The sequence below is a fragment of the Candidatus Woesearchaeota archaeon genome (assembly GCA_021734105.1).
Taxonomy (GTDB): domain Archaea; phylum Nanobdellota; class Nanobdellia; order Woesearchaeales; family SKGA01; genus SKGA01.
Genome location: JAIPJP010000001.1, coordinates 81,618 through 101,732 on the forward strand (window position 1 = coordinate 81,618; position 20,115 = coordinate 101,732).

General features: G+C 35.7%; 21 protein-coding genes. 11 read left to right on the forward strand and 10 right to left on the reverse strand.

What is annotated here, in order from left to right; all coding sequences use genetic code 11:
- Positions 1-34: 34 nt before the first annotated feature.
- The 3 genes from K9M74_00310 to metG all read left to right on the forward strand — a co-directional run bounded on the left by K9M74_00310 (position 35) and on the right by metG (position 3,832).
- The gene (locus K9M74_00310) at positions 35-1,024 is read left to right on the forward strand and encodes a 50S ribosome-binding GTPase (protein MCF7798325.1); all 990 of its coding nucleotides are present in this window, start codon (positions 35-37) and stop codon (positions 1,022-1,024) included.
- A 16-nt stretch (positions 1,025-1,040) separates the two neighbouring features.
- Positions 1,041-1,277, forward strand: coding sequence for a hypothetical protein (locus K9M74_00315; GenBank protein ID MCF7798326.1), 237 nt, complete (start codon positions 1,041-1,043; stop codon positions 1,275-1,277).
- A gap of 245 nt (positions 1,278-1,522) precedes the next feature.
- Positions 1,523-3,832, forward strand: a complete 2,310-nt coding sequence (metG, locus tag K9M74_00320) for a methionine--tRNA ligase (GenBank protein MCF7798327.1) — start codon at positions 1,523-1,525, stop codon at positions 3,830-3,832.
- 35 nt (positions 3,833-3,867) lie between these two features.
- On the opposite strand, the gene K9M74_00325 is transcribed toward metG, so the two are convergent.
- Positions 3,868-4,614, reverse strand: a complete 747-nt coding sequence (locus tag K9M74_00325; GenBank protein MCF7798328.1) for a hypothetical protein — start codon at positions 4,612-4,614, stop codon at positions 3,868-3,870.
- Between the two features lie 198 nt (positions 4,615-4,812).
- On the opposite strand from K9M74_00325, the gene K9M74_00330 reads away from it, so the two are divergent.
- Positions 4,813-5,127, forward strand: coding sequence for a hypothetical protein (locus K9M74_00330; GenBank protein MCF7798329.1), 315 nt, complete (start codon positions 4,813-4,815; stop codon positions 5,125-5,127).
- Positions 5,128-5,174: 47 nt separating this feature from the next.
- Positions 5,175-6,053, forward strand: a complete 879-nt coding sequence (locus tag K9M74_00335; protein MCF7798330.1) for an NUDIX domain-containing protein — start codon at positions 5,175-5,177, stop codon at positions 6,051-6,053.
- Positions 6,054-6,092: 39 nt separating this feature from the next.
- On the opposite strand, the gene K9M74_00340 is transcribed toward K9M74_00335, so the two are convergent.
- The 5 genes from K9M74_00340 to K9M74_00360 all read right to left on the reverse strand — a co-directional run bounded on the left by K9M74_00340 (position 6,093) and on the right by K9M74_00360 (position 9,764).
- Positions 6,093-6,257: a hypothetical protein gene (locus tag K9M74_00340; GenBank protein MCF7798331.1), complete on the reverse strand. Its 165-nt coding sequence runs from the start codon at positions 6,255-6,257 to the stop codon at positions 6,093-6,095.
- Positions 6,258-6,458: 201 nt separating this feature from the next.
- Complete coding sequence (locus K9M74_00345) at positions 6,459-6,746, reverse strand: hypothetical protein (GenBank protein MCF7798332.1); 288 nt, start codon at positions 6,744-6,746, stop codon at positions 6,459-6,461.
- A gap of 60 nt (positions 6,747-6,806) precedes the next feature.
- Positions 6,807-6,989: a hypothetical protein gene (locus tag K9M74_00350; GenBank protein ID MCF7798333.1), complete on the reverse strand. Its 183-nt coding sequence runs from the start codon at positions 6,987-6,989 to the stop codon at positions 6,807-6,809.
- Positions 6,986-8,455 carry a DUF2779 domain-containing protein gene (locus K9M74_00355; protein MCF7798334.1) on the reverse strand — a complete coding sequence of 490 codons (1,470 nt, stop codon included), beginning with the start codon at positions 8,453-8,455 and terminating at the stop codon, positions 6,986-6,988. The genes K9M74_00350 and K9M74_00355 overlap by 4 nt, the downstream gene beginning before the upstream one ends.
- Positions 8,456-8,603: 148 nt before the next feature.
- The gene (locus tag K9M74_00360; protein MCF7798335.1) at positions 8,604-9,764 is read right to left on the reverse strand and encodes a Fic family protein; all 1,161 of its coding nucleotides are present in this window, start codon (positions 9,762-9,764) and stop codon (positions 8,604-8,606) included.
- Positions 9,765-10,222: 458 nt separating this feature from the next.
- On the opposite strand from K9M74_00360, the gene radC reads away from it, so the two are divergent.
- Together radC and K9M74_00370 are read left to right on the forward strand one after the other, a co-directional pair.
- Positions 10,223-10,891 carry a DNA repair protein RadC gene (radC, locus tag K9M74_00365; protein ID MCF7798336.1) on the forward strand — a complete coding sequence of 223 codons (669 nt, stop codon included), beginning with the start codon at positions 10,223-10,225 and terminating at the stop codon, positions 10,889-10,891.
- Positions 10,888-11,601, forward strand: a complete 714-nt coding sequence (locus tag K9M74_00370; protein ID MCF7798337.1) for a type II toxin-antitoxin system RelE/ParE family toxin — start codon at positions 10,888-10,890, stop codon at positions 11,599-11,601. The genes radC and K9M74_00370 overlap by 4 nt, the downstream gene beginning before the upstream one ends.
- 455 nt (positions 11,602-12,056) lie before the next feature.
- Here K9M74_00370 and K9M74_00375 read toward each other — a convergent pair whose 3' ends face one another.
- Positions 12,057-13,043: a phosphatidate cytidylyltransferase gene (locus K9M74_00375; GenBank protein ID MCF7798338.1), complete on the reverse strand. Its 987-nt coding sequence runs from the start codon at positions 13,041-13,043 to the stop codon at positions 12,057-12,059.
- 326 nt (positions 13,044-13,369) lie between these two features.
- Entirely contained in the window at positions 13,370-13,741 is a 372-nt protein-coding gene (locus K9M74_00380) for a hypothetical protein (protein ID MCF7798339.1), read from the reverse strand.
- Positions 13,742-14,061: 320 nt separating this feature from the next.
- On the opposite strand from K9M74_00380, the gene K9M74_00385 reads away from it, so the two are divergent.
- From K9M74_00385 to K9M74_00400, 4 genes are all read left to right on the forward strand, one after another.
- Positions 14,062-14,712: a hypothetical protein gene (locus K9M74_00385; protein ID MCF7798340.1), complete on the forward strand. Its 651-nt coding sequence runs from the start codon at positions 14,062-14,064 to the stop codon at positions 14,710-14,712.
- 7 nt (positions 14,713-14,719) lie between these two features.
- Positions 14,720-15,415, forward strand: a complete 696-nt coding sequence (locus K9M74_00390) for a hypothetical protein (GenBank protein ID MCF7798341.1) — start codon at positions 14,720-14,722, stop codon at positions 15,413-15,415.
- 36 nt (positions 15,416-15,451) lie between these two features.
- Complete coding sequence (locus K9M74_00395; GenBank protein MCF7798342.1) at positions 15,452-16,480, forward strand: hypothetical protein; 1,029 nt, start codon at positions 15,452-15,454, stop codon at positions 16,478-16,480.
- A 373-nt stretch (positions 16,481-16,853) separates the two neighbouring features.
- Entirely contained in the window at positions 16,854-18,482 is a 1,629-nt protein-coding gene (locus tag K9M74_00400) for a DEAD/DEAH box helicase (protein MCF7798343.1), read from the forward strand.
- 234 nt (positions 18,483-18,716) lie between these two features.
- Here K9M74_00400 and K9M74_00405 read toward each other — a convergent pair whose 3' ends face one another.
- Together K9M74_00405 and K9M74_00410 are read right to left on the reverse strand one after the other, a co-directional pair.
- Positions 18,717-18,911 carry a cold shock domain-containing protein gene (locus K9M74_00405; GenBank protein ID MCF7798344.1) on the reverse strand — a complete coding sequence of 65 codons (195 nt, stop codon included), beginning with the start codon at positions 18,909-18,911 and terminating at the stop codon, positions 18,717-18,719.
- A gap of 98 nt (positions 18,912-19,009) precedes the next feature.
- The gene (locus tag K9M74_00410; GenBank protein MCF7798345.1) at positions 19,010-19,951 is read right to left on the reverse strand and encodes a DUF362 domain-containing protein; all 942 of its coding nucleotides are present in this window, start codon (positions 19,949-19,951) and stop codon (positions 19,010-19,012) included.
- Positions 19,952-20,115 lie beyond the last annotated feature (164 nt).

A 20,115-nucleotide genomic window follows, 5' to 3' on the forward strand; every position in this document is an offset into this window, starting at 1 on the left:
AGATTTATATACTATGGGTTTTTCCTTTATAAATATGGCATTTAATGATTTACCTCCAATTGAGAAGCTGGACGTGTACTTAGACTCGGCTTTTAAGCGAGCGAGAACCAATGCTCGAAAATACGTGCTTAAAGAATCTGAAAAGTCAGCGCTAGCAAGAACACGAACACTCGCACTCCTAAAGATAGGGACAATTAAAGATTATCTTAGTGAGAGTTTTAGATCGATTATTGCCAAATACCCTAATTTTGATAATTTAACAGAGTTTTACACCCAACTTCTTAAAGTACTGCTTGATTATAAGAAACTTAAGAAATCGTTAGGTAGTATTGATTGGTTTGTAAAACAACTTGCTTTGCTTTCTAAAAAATATGGTCGGCTTGTTCGTTCAGCAACATCTGCTAATCAAGTTGATATGTTTATGGGCGAGTATTATGGGCGAGTAAGTTCTTCGTTAAAACAAATTAAAGGCGAATTACAATCGTTACATGGTGCTCGACAACAACTTAGGGAATTTCCTAGTATTAAAGAAGGATTATTCACCGTGTGTATTGCAGGATTTCCAAATGTGGGCAAATCAACGCTATTAAGTAAACTCACCCCTGCAAAACCTGAGATTAATCGTTATGCATTCACTACAAAAAAACTTAATATGGGTTATAGTGCAGATGATGGTAAAAAAATACAATTTATTGATACGCCTGGCGCGCTGAATCGTTTAGAAAAAATGAATGAGATTGAAAAACAAGCGTTCTTAGCGATGAAATATGTGGGCGATGTGTTAGTATATGTGTTTGACTTAACAGAGGATTCCTATCCGCTTGCTGATCAACAAAAACTTTTCAAACGATTAAAAGATTTAGATAAGACGATGCTCTGTTATCTTTCTAAAACTGATATTCTGGATTCATCTGTCATTACTGATTTCCAAGAAACATTTGTCAAAAAGAAGATTCCTCTTTACCTTAATCAAGAACAATTACTTGCCGCTTTGTATTTACTTCATAAAGATTTTTTTGCATAAACAAGAGATGAGTATTATGGATGAATTATTAAATCATAAAAAAGATTTTGAACGTATTGTTACTACGTATAATTTAGATGATGAAGTAACTGCAGGTAAGATTGCTGATTTCATGTTTAGTCATCCGCAAGGATTGGTTTCTGTTTCTGATTTTGCAGAAGAATTTTCTCTTCCAGAAAAAGAAGCGCATATTTTTCTTTCATTTATCTTAAAAGGTTTGCAATTTAAAGAAGACGTTATAGATAAGAAATAATTAAGGATTCGACGTTTTTTTTTTACAAAACTATTTTTTACTAAGAACTCATGTAGTGCTGCCTTGCAGTCGTTAACAAATTCATCGCATTTCGAAAAGTTGCTTTGAGAAATTATTGTGCTGAATGGTAGTATTTTGTTACGCGTTGCGTACAAGGGGTCTGCGCAGCAAGAAATACTTATGTGCTGCCCTCTTACGCCACAATGCCACAATATATATAAATCAACTGCCTTTATTCTTGTCTTATGACAAAGAAAATCCTTATCACAAGTGCTCTTCCTTACGTGAATAATATTCCTCATTTAGGCAATCTTATCGGCTCAACTTTAAGTGCTGATGTGTTTGCTCGCTATATGCGTCTTAAGCACGGTAAAGATCACGTGCTCTATGTTTGTGGTGCTGATGAGCATGGTACGGCTACGGAGACAAAAGCAAAAGAAGATGGTGTCACGCCGCAGGAACTTTGTGATAAGTATTATGCAATTCATAAGGATATTTATGACTGGTTTAACATTTCCTTTGATGTCTTTGGCAGGACGAGTAAAGAGAATCACGCTAAAATTACTAGAGATTTATTCAAAGACGTGCTTACGAATGGTTTTATTAAAGAAGATACGATTACGCAACCGTTTTGCACAATCTGTAACTCTTTTTTAGCCGACCGCTTTATTGAAGGTACCTGTCCTCATTGCGGCTATGAAGAGGCTCGTGGCGATCAATGCGATCATTGCGGAAAATTATTAAATCCTCAGGACTTACAAAATCCTCGTTGTAAATCCGATGGTTCGACGCCCGAATTTCGCGAGACGAAACATTTATTCTTACAGCTTGATCAGCTCCAACCAGAACTTGAAACGTGGGTGCATGAACAAAGCAAGAAAGGCTTTTGGACACAGAATGCTATTCGTACAACCAAAGCGTGGTTTAAAGAGGGTCTTAAACAGCGCGCAATTACGCGAGACTTAAAATGGGGCATTAGTTTACCTGAGTCTGTATATGACGGGCAGTATAAAGACAAAGTATTCTATGTGTGGTTTGATGCGCCTATTGGTTATATTTCTTTAACAGAGCAATTACTCGGTGATGCTTGGCAAGATTGGTGGATTGCAGGAAAAGCAGATGTTGATTTGTATCAATTCATGGGCAAGGATAATATTCCCTTTCACAGTATTATTTTTCCAGCAACACTTATTGCTGCAGGTAACAAGCATAATTTGGTGCACCATTTAGATGCAACAGAATATCTAAACTATGAGCATACCAAATTCTCTAAGAGTCGTGGTACGGGCGTGTTTGGTAATGATGCAAAAGAAACAGGAATTCCTGCTGATGTGTTTCGCTATGTCTTATGTTATTATCGTCCTGAGAATGCCGATACGCAGTTTACGTGGAAGGGTTTACAAGAGCGTTTGAATAATGAGCTCGTTGCTAATTTTGGTAATTTTGTTAATCGCACACTAACATTCACGCAACGATTTTTTGAGGGTAAAATTTCCTCGCTTGATGAGAATGCGTTTGATAGTGATACGTCGCTTCGCGTTTTGAATTGGCGTGCTGAAATTGATACATATTTGCAACTGCTTGACGAAGTGAACATTCGTGATGCGCTTGCGCACTTCATGAAACTATGCAGTATGGGTAATGGTTTCTTTCAAGATGCTGCGCCGTGGAAAACAAAAGATGACGATCCAACTAAAGCTAAACAAGATGTTGCAATTCTCATTAATTTTGTAAAAGACTTAGCAATTCTTGCAGAGCCCTTCATGCCAGAAACGAGTGAGAAGATTTTCAAACAATTAAATTGGGATGTTGAAGGTCTGGTTGATGCAGGCGAACTTTCTGTGCAAAATCATGTGATAGGCACTCCTGAAATTCTCTTCCAAAAAATTGAAGATGAAACTGTTGAATTACTTCGAGCACAATTTGCTGGTGGGAAAGAAGAAAAGCAATTAAAGTCTGATACGCAGAAAATCACTACTGCTACTGAACCCCTGAAAGCTACTGCTGCTAAACAGAAAGCTAATATGGCTACTGAACCCCGGAACGTTACTGCTGCTAATAAAAACCCTGCTAAGCAATTATCTGTGACTGACTTGGATTTGCGCGTGGGAAAAATTGTGCATGTTATCAAGCATTCTAATGCTGAAAAATTGTTTATTGAAAAAGTTGATTTTGGTGATGGCGATCCGGTACAAATTGTTTCTGGTTTGGTCGGTCATTACACGCCTAAAGAACTAGAAGGAAAACATATTGTTGTGGTGCGTAATCTTAAGCCTGCAAAGCTTCGTGGCGAGCTAAGTCATGGTATGCTTTTAGCAGCTGAAGATAAAGAAGGAACAGTTGCGCTCATAGAGGCTCCCGATGCGCAATTAGGCGATAGGGTTTTACCTAAAGATATGAATGGCGCGTCAAAAGAGCAAATTGGCATTGAAGAATTTTTTATCTTAGTTATGGAATTAAAAAACGGCAAGCCGTACATGAATAATCAAGAATTGCTTGCTGAAGGTAAACATCTCCTTGCTGATAAAGGAGTACTTGAAGGAAAAATTCGTTAAGTATTTGTTGCTTATTTAAAATAAATAAATGGTACTTATTTTTTTGTTATAGCGTAAAGTTGAGTATCTAGTTTTACTGTATTAACTTGTGGATTACTTCTTGCTCTATAATGAAAGTCTGAACAATTGTCAATATGAATTCCTTTTGGATGAAGTTTTTGAGCAATTAAAGACATACACTCGTTGAAATAGTTATCGTCTGTAATTATTGCCCAGTCAATGCCCGATGTTATAAAACTTGCAGAATTATCTGGAATTTTTTTAAGCACTGTTTTCATATCTGAATCAATAATGTGTAAAGGTAATTCGTAGTCAAAATATTTTTCTTGTTTGTAATAGTTTACATCCTCTTCTAAATTTTCTTTAGCGACTTCAAAATTGAGTGCTTCAACACCGATATATCCTTTAGCCTTTACTTTACTTAATAATTTATATACTGATCCTGGAAATTCTCCTGCTCCTAAGTCAAAAACAATTTGATTTTTAAATTTTTGAAGTGACTCGTATTTCTTAATTTCGTTATGAGGATTAATTCCATATTCGGCAAAAGGACGTTTTGAATTAATTGCTTCTTCATACTCTTTGAGTTTTTTTTCAAACAGTGTTTTATCAAGATATTTTTTAGAATCTTCAAAAGAACATCCTATATTCCAAGCAAACGCTTCGTTAAACCCGTTGCAAATAGTACTTATAGAGTCATTTCTCAAAATTGTTTCAGGTTCTAAAATTCTGAGCATATCTTCAAAGGACATTACTTGATGAGGTTCATTAATCTTATTCATACCTTATTGTTTGATTTTAATATATATAAACTTTTCTATAAATAACTACTATAAAGTGACAAATAGACATAAATGTGTTAAAAATACGTCGAGTGCAAGTACAATTCCTGCTGTATAAATGGTGCTTTCTCTTGCGTAACGCTTAAAAACCCTTGCGTCTTAGGTCTATTATACAGTGTTGAGACGAGGATATTAAACATGGCAAAAATGTATGATAGATGTAAATTATGTGGTCAATCTAAATTTCTTAATTTTATGGGTTTATGTAAACGTTGCGGGAAAGACCCAAAAGCGCACGCTATTATGGATGCGGCAGTTGAACAACGAAGAGAAAATCTTGCTGCGGCAGCAGTTGATGCGAAAAAAGCAGCAACAGAGGCTGCTCAAGAAGCTGCAAACGCAATAGAAATGAATGAAACGGGGGAAGCAGCAAATACAGCAAAAATAGATTCTACTGAATCAAAAGCAGATAGTAACAATGCTAAAGGCGCTTCAACTGAGAAGAAAGAGTAGTTAAGACGCTATAAGCTTATAAAGGTGTATTTCTTATACGAGATTAGATGGCAGAACAGAAGATGCATTTGCCCTTAGAAACTTTAAAGCGAATTATAACGGGCAAACAAGTTGTAGAAGCGCGTTTATTTGATCAACGCAGACGAAAATTGGTGGTTGGCGATACGATAGTTCTTTTTGATAGTGAAAAAAAGACTTCGCTTGTGAAAGTTACTATTGCAGCTATTCGTTCCGGAAAAGATTTTGGCGAACTCTTTGATTATTATGGTTCTGTTAAATTGGGTGGTGCAAAGACGCTTTCTAAAGAAGATTATTTGGCTAAAATGAACACGTTGTATTATCCTCCTGATGTGCAGCGTCTTGGTGTTATTGGTATTGAGTTCGCTAAAGAGAAAATTCTGCAAGGGATGTGGTATGATCCTCATTTTAAAAAAGTATTATTTACGTGGCATCCTACAGTTGATTTCAAAAAATATATTCCTATTACGCAATGTTATGGTATATGTTTAAATGATGCTGGCGAAGTGCTTATTGGTCGTTGTAAAAAGGTACATGGTGGAAAATGGATTTTGCCAGGTGGTATTGTTGAGTATGGTAAAGATCCCATAAAGACTCTGCATCGCGAAGTTGATGAAGAAATTTCTATTACGATAACAAAGCCAACACTTCTTGGTGTGCAACAAGTAGAATTTCTTGATAAGGAAGATGATGATGCTTTTCAACTTCGTTTTGTTGCAATGATTAAAAAATATAAAGAGTTAACACCTAATCCTGATACTGGCGATGTGTGGGAGAGAAAGTTTATTCCTCTTGATGAATTAAATACTTATTTGAAATGGGGTTTTATTGGTCAAGAATTAGTGCATCTTGCGCAAGAGTGGTTTGCTGAAAAAAAGAAAAAGAAAAAAAGTAAAGCGGCAAAGTAATCACCTCCGTGAGTTTCACCTCTTTAGTTATTATTTGTATTATTCAGCTTCGACGTAGCCTTTAATAAATCCCTCTTCATGTGGCTCGATACCGTCTGCTTCAAGCATTTCTTCAACAACATCTGCATTATAGATGTTCCATTCTTCTTCTTCATAAAGAGGTTGGTCCATAAATTCTTCCATATTTTCTGGATATTTTTTCATACATAACACCTCCCCTTTGGTTAATAAGGTGATAGTGGTTAAGCCTTAAAAATTTTATGAAGGTGTGGACAAGAAATATTTTTAACTGTTACTATTGCTTTTTTTACACTTAAAAGTATATGGGTGGTGGTGTTTGAAACTAATTTATTGCTGCCTTGCAAAAAGAACTAAAGAAATAAATACAAAAAATAAAAACTAATTTTACGCAGAGGTTCTTTTCCCCTCATATGCGGCGTCAATTTGACCGATTATTGAGTTTTTATATGCATTAAATCCTGCGCTAGGGTTTTCTGGAAAGCTTGTTTGTAGGATGTAGTTAATGGTGTTTTTAAGGGTTGGCCGAGATATATTTTCTTGGTCTTGTAATGGAAGTTGTTTATATTTTTGTTTTGCATTATAATATGAATGCATAGTTTCTATTCCTTTTCCGACTGTATATACAGCACCTATGCTGCCTGCAATAATTGCTGTGAGTGTTTCTGGTTCCATGATAGCCACGTAAAAGTAGTAAAGCTCTTATAAAGATTCCGGAAATCGTTCAAAAAACACTCAGCTGGTTTTTTTAACGAGTTGTTCTGGTGTTGCATGAAAACTATATTTGAGTGTGAGGTGTGGTGGTGGCGCTCGAAGTAAGGCTCGGTGCACGTCAAATGCTTCGCTTACTATTGCTCGAAGATGCTCAAGATATGCTTTAGCTTCACCTTGTATTTCAAATGAGATGTTGTATTTCATGATAATTTTTTTAGCGCGTCTAAAACATCTATCATGCTCTGCGTGTCTTGCTTGCAGTAGGCAAGGAGTGCTGTTCTAATGGCTTGTGCATCCTCATCTGTTGCGTTGTCTAACGCTAAGAACGATGCGCTGGCAACGCCTCCTCCTGCTATGTCCATGCCTTCGTAGGAGGTGTTGGTGAGTACAGGAAGTAATGCTTTTATGGAGTAACTGCCGTGCTGATCAGGATGGTAGTAGGCGAAGCTGCGAAATGGTTCTGCTAAGTCTTTAAATCTACTTAATACATCAGTTATCCATGCTTCGTGTTCTGGATATGCTTTCATGAGTTCTTGTAAGATTCGTATTTCAAATGGTGCGTTAAATGCGAGGATGGTTCCAGAGGTGTTAGCAAGTGCAGCTTTCAGACTTGCTAAAAATGCTGGTCTTGGATCAAGTTCAGGCTCAGCAATAAATTCAACGTGTTTAGTTTCTCCATTGTTTTGTTGTATTATTAAAGAATATTGGAAGGGTATTTGTTGGTAGGGTTTAGTTCCTTCGTATTTTGGTATGCCGGTGTTAAACGTTTCAAAGTCTACGTGATGGAGTGGAAATGTTAATGAAGATAAGAATTCGTTAATAACGTCTTCTTCTAGGTGTGCTTGACCGGTCATAACTGCAACGCTTTGGAGTGCTTGTTTTCTGGATAGTTTTGTTTCTCTAGGGATTTTTTCTATAAGTTTGTAGCCATTGCCCCATAATGCTTTTGCTTTTTGATTGCGTAGGCTTACGAGTTCAAAGACGGAGTGTGCTGGTAGGACTTGACTGCAGGCATCGCAGTCTCGTGGTTTTTCGCAAATGGTTTCTGGGTATTGTTTTTGCGTCAGTAAGTCTTTAAGGAAGGGGATGAAATGTTCAGCGTCATCATATACTGGTGCTAATCTATCGGTGACGTCTTCGACTTCTAGAAATGCTGCTACGTCGATGGGTTGTGTTTGTGGTCCTCGAATATAGTCTGAGTTGATGTGCACGATATGAATCCTATTAAGATGTAGTCCGTTCTGGGTTAAGACGCGAGCTTGAAACGCCACGTCATGCAAATGTTCATCTTTTACTCTTGTTGATGACTTGACTTCATACAAGTCCCAACTATCTTTCCCGACAGGAACAAGGATGTCTACTCGCGCAAAGCAAGGAGTGTCTTCAACAACGGCAGCAAAGCCCGCTTCAAAGAGTGGTACTCGCTTCCCCGAGGCAAGCAATTCTTTGGTCTTCGCAGCGTTTGCTTCCTGATCATAATTGCGTAGCATGATGCCATCTGGCCACATCGAGGTTGCCATCTCTCCAACAACCTGCCCCTCTGCCATCCGAAGCTCGCCATCAATGCCTGTCTCAGGCAAGAGCCGAGGCCTATTGAGCTTCATCCAAAACAAGCGAGGACAAAACACGCCAGTAACATAAAGTGATTTCGTGAGGGTTATTTGAGTCATTTTGTTGGTTATTGTACATTTGTTTTGTATTTTTTTATTAATGATGCTTCTTAATTTAATTTGGATACTTATTTGAATCATAAACTACTTTGTAGTCTGACCTTTACAGTAGTTCAAAACTTTTTAATACTTTGTTCAACTACGAATTTCATATTTTTCCCTCAAGTAAATCTATGATTTTTCCTGCAACGTAAACTTTTTTCCTACCTTCTGAGCCAACTTCTTCAGCTATATTTGCTTCTATGAGTTTTTGTACTAAATTCCATGCAGTTGGTTGTGTTGATTCTAATATGACTCTTATATCTTCTACTGTAAAGAATGGTTGTTTAAATAAAGAATCAATTATTGCGTGCATTTTTGGGCTTTGAGAAAATCCTTGAATTTTTTGATGAAGTTCTTGCTTATATGTGTCTATTTTATTAAGTAGTTCAAATGATTTTTCTGCTTGCACTTCTAGAGCTTTAAGGATAAATATTAACCAGTCTTCTATTTTTCCTTTTGCACTAACTTCGTAGAGTGCTTCGATATATCTATCTTTGTTTCTTGTTAAATACTCGCTAATATAAAGTAATGGTTGACTAATTATTTTTTCTTTGCAAAGTTGTAATACTATAAACATTCGTCCAATTCTACCATTACCATCTCTAAATGGATGGATTGCTTCAAATTGATAATGAGTAAGGGCTATTTTATATAATGGAATAACATCTTCGTCAGAATTCATATATTCAATTAAATTTTTCATTAAATGATGTGTTGTTTCAGGTGATGCCGGAACAAATTTTGCCGAGTCAAAGGTGTCCTCTCGTTTTCCAATTGCGTTTTGTTTTTCCTTATAGTTTCCTGGTTCTTTATCCTCTCCTCGAACGCCTTGCAACAATTTTTTATGAATTTCTTTGATTAGCTCTTCTGAAAATTTTGTTTCATTGGTTTTTAACGCCTGAAGCAGTGCTTCTTGATAATTTCTAATTTCTTCGTTATCTAGTCTTTTTTCTAGATTTTGTTCTTTAATTTTCTCTCCTTTAAAGACATCTGAAATTGTTGAACGAGTACCTTCTATTTCTGAACTAAGTTGTGCTTCTTTAATCATAAACGGAAGCATGAAAAGACTGATTTCTTGTTCGGAGAATTTTTTTGTTAGTCCATCAAGTCTCCCTAATGCTAGACTTGTTTTTTGAGCTTGGAAACTTAATGCCTTTTGTTCTTCAAATTCTAAAGGTAAAAAGCGTGGTTCGAATCGAAAATATGCTCCTTGAGGCTCCCAAACGGCTTTTCCCGCTCTTTCTGAAGTAAAATCTTTTTCGTTCATTGTTGATTATGTATTATAATTTCACCTTATAAATGTTTGCTTTATTATAAGTTCCTTTATAAACGCCCTTATAGTTACATCGTTTATTATAAATCGAAGTTGATCATGTTGCTTTATTATAAGTTCCTTTATAAATCCCTTTATAATTTTCGTTTGTACTCAGTCACATCTTGATTGAGCAAGCCATTCTTTGAATGATTTTAAGGATGTACTATTTTTTAAATACGTTACGAGAGATTGTCTAGTGAGATTTAAGTGCTTTTAACCCTCAAAAAAGCTTAAATAGTTTCTAATCTCTTTTTATTCAAACCAACTGCTGGGGAGTTCGTCAGGTTAAAGTCCTGAAGGGCAAACCAGGGTAGCGGCACTCTTCGTAGTGTCTTTTGGTTTTTCTTTCCGAAAATTCTTCGAATTTACTGCAGAAGAGCTTTTTAATTGGTTGTTTGACTTGTTTCTTTATGCGATTAAAAGATATTTCTTTGGAAAATCGTCCTCGTGAGCGAATGCAACGAGAAGGTGCTGTTGTACTTTCAGATGCTGAATTATTAGCTGTTATTTTACAGAAAGGAACTAGAAACGAAAATGTTATTGATATGTCGCATCGGTTGATTTCTAAATATGGATTTAATAAGCTTTCATGTTGTAGTTTACATGAATTACAAGAGATTAACGGTATAGGCGTGGCTAAAGCTTCTCAGATTCTTGCGTTATTTGAGTTTAATAAACGACATAATTTATCTAAACAAAATGGTAAGTCTATTAAATCTGCTAAAGATGTGTATGAGTATTGTTCTGTTAAATTAGCAGGAGCAGATAAAGAACATTTTATGATTTTGCATTTAGATTCTAAAAATAAAGTGATTAAAGATGAAATAGTGTCTGTTGGTACGTTAAACAGCTCTTTGATACATCCAAGAGAAGTCTTTAAATCAGCTATCAAAGAAAGTGCTAATTCTGTAATAGTAGTTCACAATCATCCAAGTGGAAATCCAGAACCTTCTGAAAATGATAAAGAAGTAACTCAAATACTCGTAAAGGCAGGGAAATTGTTAGCTATTACTGTTTTAGATCATATTATTATTGGAACTGAGGGGTTTTTTAGTTTTAGCAACGAGGGATATTTGTGAAGATTATTGAGCCAAAATCGTTTACTGATAAATTTGAGAAATTATTTCCTCCTCAAGTCAAAAATGTGTTTAAAAAGAAGATTGCGGAGTTAAAAGATAATCCGACTAAAGGGAGGCCGTTGAGTTATGTATTTATCAGAGAGTTAAAAAGTAAGGGTTATCGCGTGTATTATGTTATTTATGATGAAAAGGTGATATTGGTGGATTGTGGTAATAAAAAAACACAAGAAGTTCCAGAAGACATCGCTGCAGCTGGAGGTGACTGCGTCTTCACCTTTGACAATCTTCAAGACACGTATACGTTAGAAGATCAAGTCAATGGTAAGTTATACATTGATTGTCCGGATGAAAAATCTTCTGATGGCTGGCTTGTTGTTGGAAAATATTCACAGGGTGAACATTATATGTCTTCTCAAATGGTTTATGGAAAAAAGCTAGTTGCACCTTACGCGCAAACTATTCGAGCATTTAGCGCAGGCAAAGGTTCTGGGGGAAGTGGTTATACTTCATTTAGAGAACCAGGCGAATACACTATTGAAGTTTTCGCTTATGATTGTGCTGCCATTAAAGCTAATCCTGAAGTAAATACGTTGTGCGATGATGAACCTAGGTTTATTCAAAGAGTTGAAGATTTATGGGAAAACTTAGAACCCTACAAAGAACTAAGACAAACTATTATTGTTGTTGCAGAAAATCAAACTGCTTCGTAAAATGAGGGTGTGGTGTTACCAAGAATATCGTTGCATGCCATAAGTGCAGAATAATGGTGCTGGTGGTTCTTTATTTATTTTCATCAATAAACTTTTCCTATCCTGGAGACTTTCTCCACGTAGAAGATTTCACAGCCTGTATCGTCTCGGGTCAGGCTTGACGTCCAGGGTAGTAAGCGTTCGCTTTCTGCGCTAATAAGATACCCTTCCATCCGAACGACCTCGTGTTTTTTTATCTGCGACAATGTTTTACGTATGTCTTTGTTTGCTGGTATCAGGTGGTTGTTGGAGAAATGTTCTTTAACATATGTTGGCTATATGTCTTTATTAGAGGATGATTTTAAGAAAATTTATGAGGATACTGTTTTTGTGTAGATGTCCAAAAGATTTCTAGGAATTAATAAACTCATGTCCGTCAAACTCTAGCGCAACTCTTCTTTCTTTGCTTCAGGGAGCTATTTCCATTGCCGTTCTACACGCTTTGCAAGTCGCATGTCTTTTGCTATTTTTGATTTCATTCCTTTCCCAACTTTTGCTAGGCCGTAGCGTACTGCTTTAGGTATGCCTGCTGTTTTTATTCCTTTCTTGGTTTGTGCTTTGCTTGCTGTATACACAATAGTTCCTATGCTTTCTAGAACAATTGTTGCTATTTCGTCTGGCGTTGCTAATTTCTCGTTTTGTAGATATGTTGTTGGGTAAAGTGTTGTTTTTATGCTGACGCGTCTTTTGAGTTCTTGGGGGAGTTCTAAGAGTAGGTGTTGTAGTGTTTGTGGACTTTTGTCTTGTCGGATTATCTCATTAGTGATACTCACATCGTAATTGCTAAGTAGGGGGATATATTGCTTGTAAAACGCATCATAATTTTTTTCTACAATATGTTGTACTTTATTTTTGTTTTCTGCAAATTTCATGCGATTATCTTTGTGATACGATAAACCTGCAATGGTTAAGAATAAATCTTCGTAGCTAAATGCTTCAGGTAAAACGAGTAGCGCAGTATTCACTGCGTGTGCTAAATTTTTTTCTTGTGCTTGATTAACAAGCTCGTTTGTTTTTATGCTAAGAAATGGTTTATGCATGCGTCCTGCGACATAGAGTGAATTCCATTCTGTTAAATCTTTAATGAGTGCTTCTTCGCTGATAACACCGTACTTAATGAGCTTGTCTTCAAATTTTACAAAAGGGTTGTAATAGATGCCAGTATACTCTTCTTGTAATTGTTCTACTGCGTTTATGCCGTGTTGTTTTGCCCATAACGAGTAATCTTGTGGTCGTCGTCCCATGTTATGCAGATGCCACTGTGCTACTTCTTGCACACCAAAGATAAAATCTATCATGGGTCCTCGTTTCATGGAATAGTTTTGTTGTTCCATGGCTCCAGAACCGTATGCTATAGCAAAGTCTGGCGTGAATTCGGTGATAATATCTAAGGGATCAATCATTTTGTGAATTTCTAAATGTAAGGCGTTTTATAAGTTTGCGTATTTGTCTTTTTATACGCTTGCAACTTGCCTGTAATATTCGTCCTATAAGTATTATGATAAGTTGTTTTATGCTTCGAACAATAATTTTGTTGAGTTGTTTGATTATGACGTGGTTCATAGATAGACTTGCTTAGAATATCTTATTTAACACTTCACCTTATAGTATATAAGGGTTTATAAGTTATGTACTTAGCACGAAGTAATCAAAACATAGCAAAAATTAATTTTCAAGAAAAAACTATATTGTTAAAGACAGTTCTTATGATTTTGTAGGTAAAACCTTTTTAAAAAATAATAATTATTGTTGTAAAGGCGATAAGTATTCCTACAATATAAATAATGAGTCCTTCCACCCAAGGCATTATTCTCCATTTCGCAAAAATAACTGGTTTTTTGAGTTTATGAATTTCAAGACCAAGTGTGAATATAGATAAAAGTAAGAAAAGAAGGGATGCTCCCGCAACAAGTTTGCTACAATTAAATTCTCCCCCCTTTCTTGAGCATACTTGATTAAGGATACTAACTGTTAAGTCTGATGGATCAATAGTTAATCCAGAAACAGCACTCATGCCAACAAATAAACCTGAAATTATTCCTTCAAAAAATATTCTTTTTCGAACAGGATACATTTTTTGTTTTCGCTTTTTTTGCGGCATAGTAGTTATTTTTTGAAAATACTTTTTAAATATTCTCTTTCTTAGGAGCTGTTTAGAATAGTTGAGGTATACTGCCTTGAAGATTTCTTAAGATAAACAAAGGAAAAAAATTTATGCTATGTGGATAAAATAAACTTGTTCAGCTGTTTTTTTTGGCTATGTAAAATTTGGCTGTTTGTTATTTAGTCTAGAGGAAAAATAATTATTTTGAGTAGAGAAAATGATTTCTTTTTAAAGCAAAAATATTATCTATGAAGCAAAGCCTTTTCTTGAGTTGTTAAATACTTATTTTTATAAATACTTGATTATTTTGATTCTGTATGGGTAAGAACAATTGTTCGTTAGATGACGTTTTCGCAGATAACTTTTTCTTTGAAGAAGATGTTAGTACGCGCAAAAGTTCCTATCGTGCCTTTTTTGACAAAACCATGCATTCAGATGAAATTACGGAGTTTATTGCCAATAATCAATTCAGTTTAAGAATATCAGAGACTCCTCTTGAAGAAAGTGTTTCAAAAGTTGTTTTAGGACGGCATTTAGCTTCTGAAATTACAGAACAATATGGGCAGTTCACTCTACAACATCGACAAAGATTAGAATTGTTTGCAAATTGGTTTGCAAAAGAAGAAAATCCTTCAAAGAACAATTTTCATTCTTTTCTTGTTGATATGGGCGTACGTGACTTTTTAAATTTTTTTGACGGGTATGATCATGCTTTGAAATTACTCACTACCTTACCTTCGTTTTCTAGCGTGTTAAAATTTGTTAAATGTACTAAAGAAATTTTTAAACCTTTAACGTTATCGGGAATTCAAACGAGTAATCCCGCTGTAATTGATGAGGTGATAGAATTATTTCATAAAACTATTAAACAAGAAGGTCTTACTAAAAAAGAAACGCATCATTCAAATAACTTCGGTAATGATATTCTCGTCTCGCCAGATAAAAAAAATACCTTTTTACGTATCTAACGAACATTTGTGGAAAGATATTTCAACTGTGTATCCTAACTTATCTCCAACACAAAAATCTTGGTTAATTGAATTTGCGAAATTTTATTTTATAAAAAATTTACCTTCTAAGAAAAAATATGTTACTTTTTTTAGTTATACTCAGAAAACAACAATAAGAACTTATTTAGGTCCCTATCAATATTGTGTTAATCTTGTTAAGGGTTTAAATGCTTATACAGATTATATGGTTACAAATGGACTAGAACATAGTTTTTCTTCTTCTGACAGAAGTAATGAATCTACTAAAAAGTCTCTTTCTAAGGAAAAAATTAATGGTAAAAAGAATAATTTAAATGGGTGCAAGTCAACGATTGATGCGTTTGTAACTTATAACAATAATAACTTAGTTGTAGACAGTAGTGATGTTGGAATAGTTAGTGATGAGTCTACTAAAAAGGAATTATTACATGAGTTGTTTAGCGCACGTTATAATGTTAAAGTATTAAATGCTTTAGAAGATTTTTTTGATTTTATTGAGCAAAGCGAAGATCTTTCTTTTTCTACATTTAAAAAATATAATAGGCGAGCACACCAAAATCTTAAGAAACAATTTTATTCTCCTGCGCTAGTGTATAAACAAACCTATAAATTTTTTAGTGAGTTATATTCTTGTGTAAATTGGCCTAAATTTAAGCAAATTGAAAAAATGATGTATGAGTGATAAGATTTATAATGCTTGTTTCATTCTTCTCTTTTGATGAATACTCCTTGGCCGTTTCCAACAGCAGCAACTGCTGATTTTCCCAATATGACGCTTGAAGATATTCTTGCGCTTTCCTTAGAAGAGCCTTTACTCAGCGTTGCGTGGAATTTTATGACTGATAGTAAGGGATGTTCTTCCGCATTTCTTTCACCATCGCTTGCGCAGGCAAGACAAGAACTTATAGCTGAATTTGAAGCCCATAGAAGATATCTAGTATATGATGAATCTAGTTCACTTCGCTTTTATGAAGAAATTGTTCAAGAAGGCGGTAAATTTACCTCTCTTGCTGAGGCTAAAGAGCGTGTAGCACAATTAGAAGCAACAATTACGCATTTAGAAGATGCTGATAGATGGATAAAAAAATTGGCCTCGGTCAATCTTGGTCATTTCACCTACGAAGAAAAACATTCACGTTCTCTTATGGAAACAATGGTATATGATGTTGCTGATTTTGCAAAACTTTTTTTTCATGCTAGTCTTTTAGGCAGTGTTAAAGAGCGCCAACCCTTGCAATCCGTAGAAGAGTTTCAAGCTGCTTTTTTTGAGCAATACACTCATGCGTTGTGGCGAGATGCAGATTTTGCGTGGTATACTAATACTATTCCAAAGGAAACTTCTTTTCCTAGAATTGAAGCTGAACTCAAAAAACTTTATGAAACCATCACACAAGCTCCTGATGATGCAGTGTTTATCACAAAAGGATATTTTAGTTCTTTTTTTAAAAAACCAAAAGAATTACACGTAGGTGATTTCGAAGAATTTGAGTATGATGCAAAAACAAATGAGTTGGTGTATTCATTACAAGTTCCTTCATATAGACTCGGCGTAAAGGAAAATTATCCTTGTGTGCTTTTTGATGATAAAAAAAATAGTTTTGTTGGTTCTAATGTAGAACTATATTCTCGAAATGAAGCTAAAGAGTATCTTACTATATTGCATCATGAGTACAAAGAAAAAGCGCCAAATGGCACGTTGACAAATAAGGAGCTAGCACAAGCTGTTGATAGTTTATTTGAAACATAAAACAGCGACATTTATAAAGCAAACCTGTTTTCTTACGTTTAGTATACGCATAGTATGTGTTTATGGTCACTTATGAGTTGCCAGAGCGTTGCATTCCAGCATAAGTGAAAAAAAAGAAAAACACAATATTTATGATTGGTGAGAAAGTCATAGAAATATATTCTTATATTTCTAGGGCGCAACAAATCCTTATTGCGGATTTGTGTGCAAGAAGTCCTTTGGTCTTCTTTGCACCAAAAACCAGATGGTTTTTGTGCGTAACGTAACGCTCCTTGACAAGAACTGAGTTAACTTTTTCTAACGTATAGTAAACAAAATGAGTACAGAAAATAGTAATTTTGACAATTTAGGGCTTGCTGAAGGCATGCTCAAGATGATTAAAGAACAACATTTCACACAGCCAACTGAGATTCAGTTAAAGACTATTCCTCTAGTTGTCGAAGGTAAAGATGTTATGGGTGGCAGTGCTACTGGGTCTGGAAAGACGTTAGCATTTGGTGCTGGTATTATTCAAAACTCTGAATCTGGTCATGGCATGCAAGCATTAGTCTTAGCACCAACTCGTGAACTTGCTGAGCAAATCTCAGAAGCACTCAAAATTTTTTCTCGTTGGAAAAAACTTAAAGTTGGTGTTATTTATGGTGGTGTCTCTTATGGACCTCAAGAACAAGCATTAGCAAAATGCGATATTATTGTTGGAACACCAGGAAGAATTCTTGATCACATGGAACGCGGTAATATTAACTTTAGCAAATTAAAACATCTTGTTTTAGATGAAGCTGATAGAATGCTTGACATGGGTTTTATTGATGATGTAAAAAAGATTATGGGTCAATGTCCTAAAGAGAAGCAAACCTTACTTTTTTCAGCAACGCTTCATCCTGAAATTACAAGTCTAGCTAAAAAATTCATGCATGATCCGGTAAAGATTTCAGCAATCGAGCATGTTGATCCAAAAAAATTAACGCAAGTCTATTATGAAGTTGCAGGACCCTTAAAGTTTTCACTACTCGTTCACTTGCTTAAAAAAGAGAGAACCTCAGGTCTTATCATGATTTTTTGTAACTCTCGTCGTATGGTTGACGTGGTTGAGAAGAATTTGAAAAAACAAGGAATATCTGCTATGGCAATTCACGGCGGTTTAACCCAAAACAGACGAAGCGGTGTTTTAGATTCATTTCATGGTGAAAAAGCAGATGTGTTAGTATGCACTGATGTTGCAGCTCGTGGTCTTGATATTCCGCAAGTAACGCACGTCTACAATTATGATATTCCTGCTGACGGAAAATCGTACGTGCATCGTATTGGTCGTACAGCTCGAGCTGGAAAAGAAGGTCGCGTAGTAAATTTATTATCGCAACGAGATCATCCTAACTTTTCAAGAGTCTTGTATGAGAATGATTTTGAAGTAACAAAATTGGAAAAACCATTCATTGACCAAGTGAAAACCGATATGACTCGTTCTGATAGAAAGCCAGAGCATCGTGGTCCTCGACAATATGACCGAGGGGATAGTCGCGCTCGTGAGCGTCCAGAAAGACGAAGCTATGGTCAACGAGAGTCTCGAGACGAAAGTCCTCGACGACGTTTTGGTAGCGACTCTGGAAATGACAGACCAAGAGGTAACTTTGGTAGTCGTTCTCGTGAAGGCGGTAGTGATAGATCTAGAAGCAGTTTTGGTGATAAACCTCGAAGTAGCTTTGGTAATCGTTCTCGTGAAGGTGGTAGTGATAGACCTAGAAGTAACTTTGGCGATAAACCAAGAAGCAGCTTTGGCAGTTCTGCTCCTAAGAAACAATTTAGTAGCCATAAACCAAGAGAAGGCAGCGAAGGCAGTAGTTCTAGACCTCGTGGAAATAAATTTGGTGGTCGAGATGGTCCTCGCGAAGGTAATCGTGGAAGTAGTCGTTTTCGAACAAATGATAAACCAAAAACTTCTTTTAACAATCGAGGCGGTGCGCGCGGTGCTGGTAAAAGTCGGCAACGAACCACGCAACGATAATTTTTTTTATTTTCTACTTCTTTTTTTTGTTTATTTGCTTTTTCTACTTTTTGAAAAATGTTCGTTTGATAATTGCTGAGCAATTTTTTTGTTCAGTACAACACTTTATCTAAGAAGAATAAGGACTTTTAAGAAACTGTTGTAATTCAATCTACAATAGTATAATAATACTAGAAGGTAAAACAAAAAAAATAAAAAAAATGTGGTAAACTAAGAATACTGTATGAGTATGATTTATTCTACTAGTGTGACGTTTTCAGCCTTTGGGCCTCGTTCGCCTTCCACTACTTCAAAATTTACTTCGTCGTTTTCGTTTAGTTTCATACCAGGTGTTAAACCGGTCATATGTACAAAATACTCTTTGTCGTCTTCGCCTACAATAAAGCCAAAGCCTTTACTTACGTTAAAAAATTTTACTTTTCCTTTCATTTTAATTTTACTCTCATTTTATTATCAACGGATTTCTCCCTTGATTATCACTTAAAAAACACTCAGAGTATATAAATTAAACTCTTTTTGAAGGTATTTTACGCATTTTGGAGCTGTTCGCAGGCTTCTATATGCACTAAGCCACTTTTTAGATTTGCTTCTTTAAAAACGTCTTTTCCTTCTTGTTTAAAGAGAATTTCGTGACTTTTTCTGTCTATTGCAGCCATATTTCCATCATGCAGGTATCCTGCATCTTTTGCAAGTTTCTTACCTGATGTTGGTACGCAATCACAAAGTTTACTAATCCCTTTGATAATATTGATGTAATATTTTGTTTTAAAATGTTTTTCTGCAGCAAGCGCTCCATCTGCAAGGGTTTTGTCAAAAAACTCCGTTTTTGGCGCCATATACCCTGTTGGGCATACATATCCGCAGTCACTACAACCATAGCACAGGCCTACTTTTGGTTTATCTAGAACTCTAATGCTGTGCGCAGGACATGCTTTTTCGCAGGCCTTACATGCGGTGCACGTTCCTTCTTGTTTTGGCTTACCGCCATTATGTATTGCTCGTTTGCTTTGTTTAGAGAGCGCGCCCATGCCTAGATTTTTTATCGCGCCGCCAAATCCTGTGCATGTATGTCCTTTCACATGAGAAATAACTAAGACACCATCAGCATCAGCAAGTTTTTTTGCTACTTCATAAGTCATATAAGCTCCTTTTTCTTTAATAATATCGTCGCCAAGAGAAATTTTTCCTAGTTTTCCCCAGCCTTTTGCAAGTGCTAATGCTTTATGGGTTAGCGGGTTGCTTCTCGGTCCAGGATAAGCTACGGATGTATCGTATAAGAAAAATTCTTTACCCATCTCGCTAAGAAGCTCGGTAAATGGTTGCACATCTTTTGGTTTAAGCGCATTACTATTGCCGACTTCGCCGAAATGAATTTTAATCGCTATAGTTTGTGCATCTTTAAATTCTTCTGCGAGTGTTTTTTTAAGGGTTCTAAGAAATGTTGGTGTAAGTTCTTTTGCAAATTCCACAAAAATATGTACTGCGTCATTCTTTTTAATGTTTTTGTTCTTTAGGCTTTGTCCGGAAAGGAATACATTTGTATACTGCGAAGAATTATTCTCGCTCTGCTCAAAAGAATTTATCAACAAATGAACTCGCAACACAAGTGTTGCTCATGCTGTCATGCTCTTTT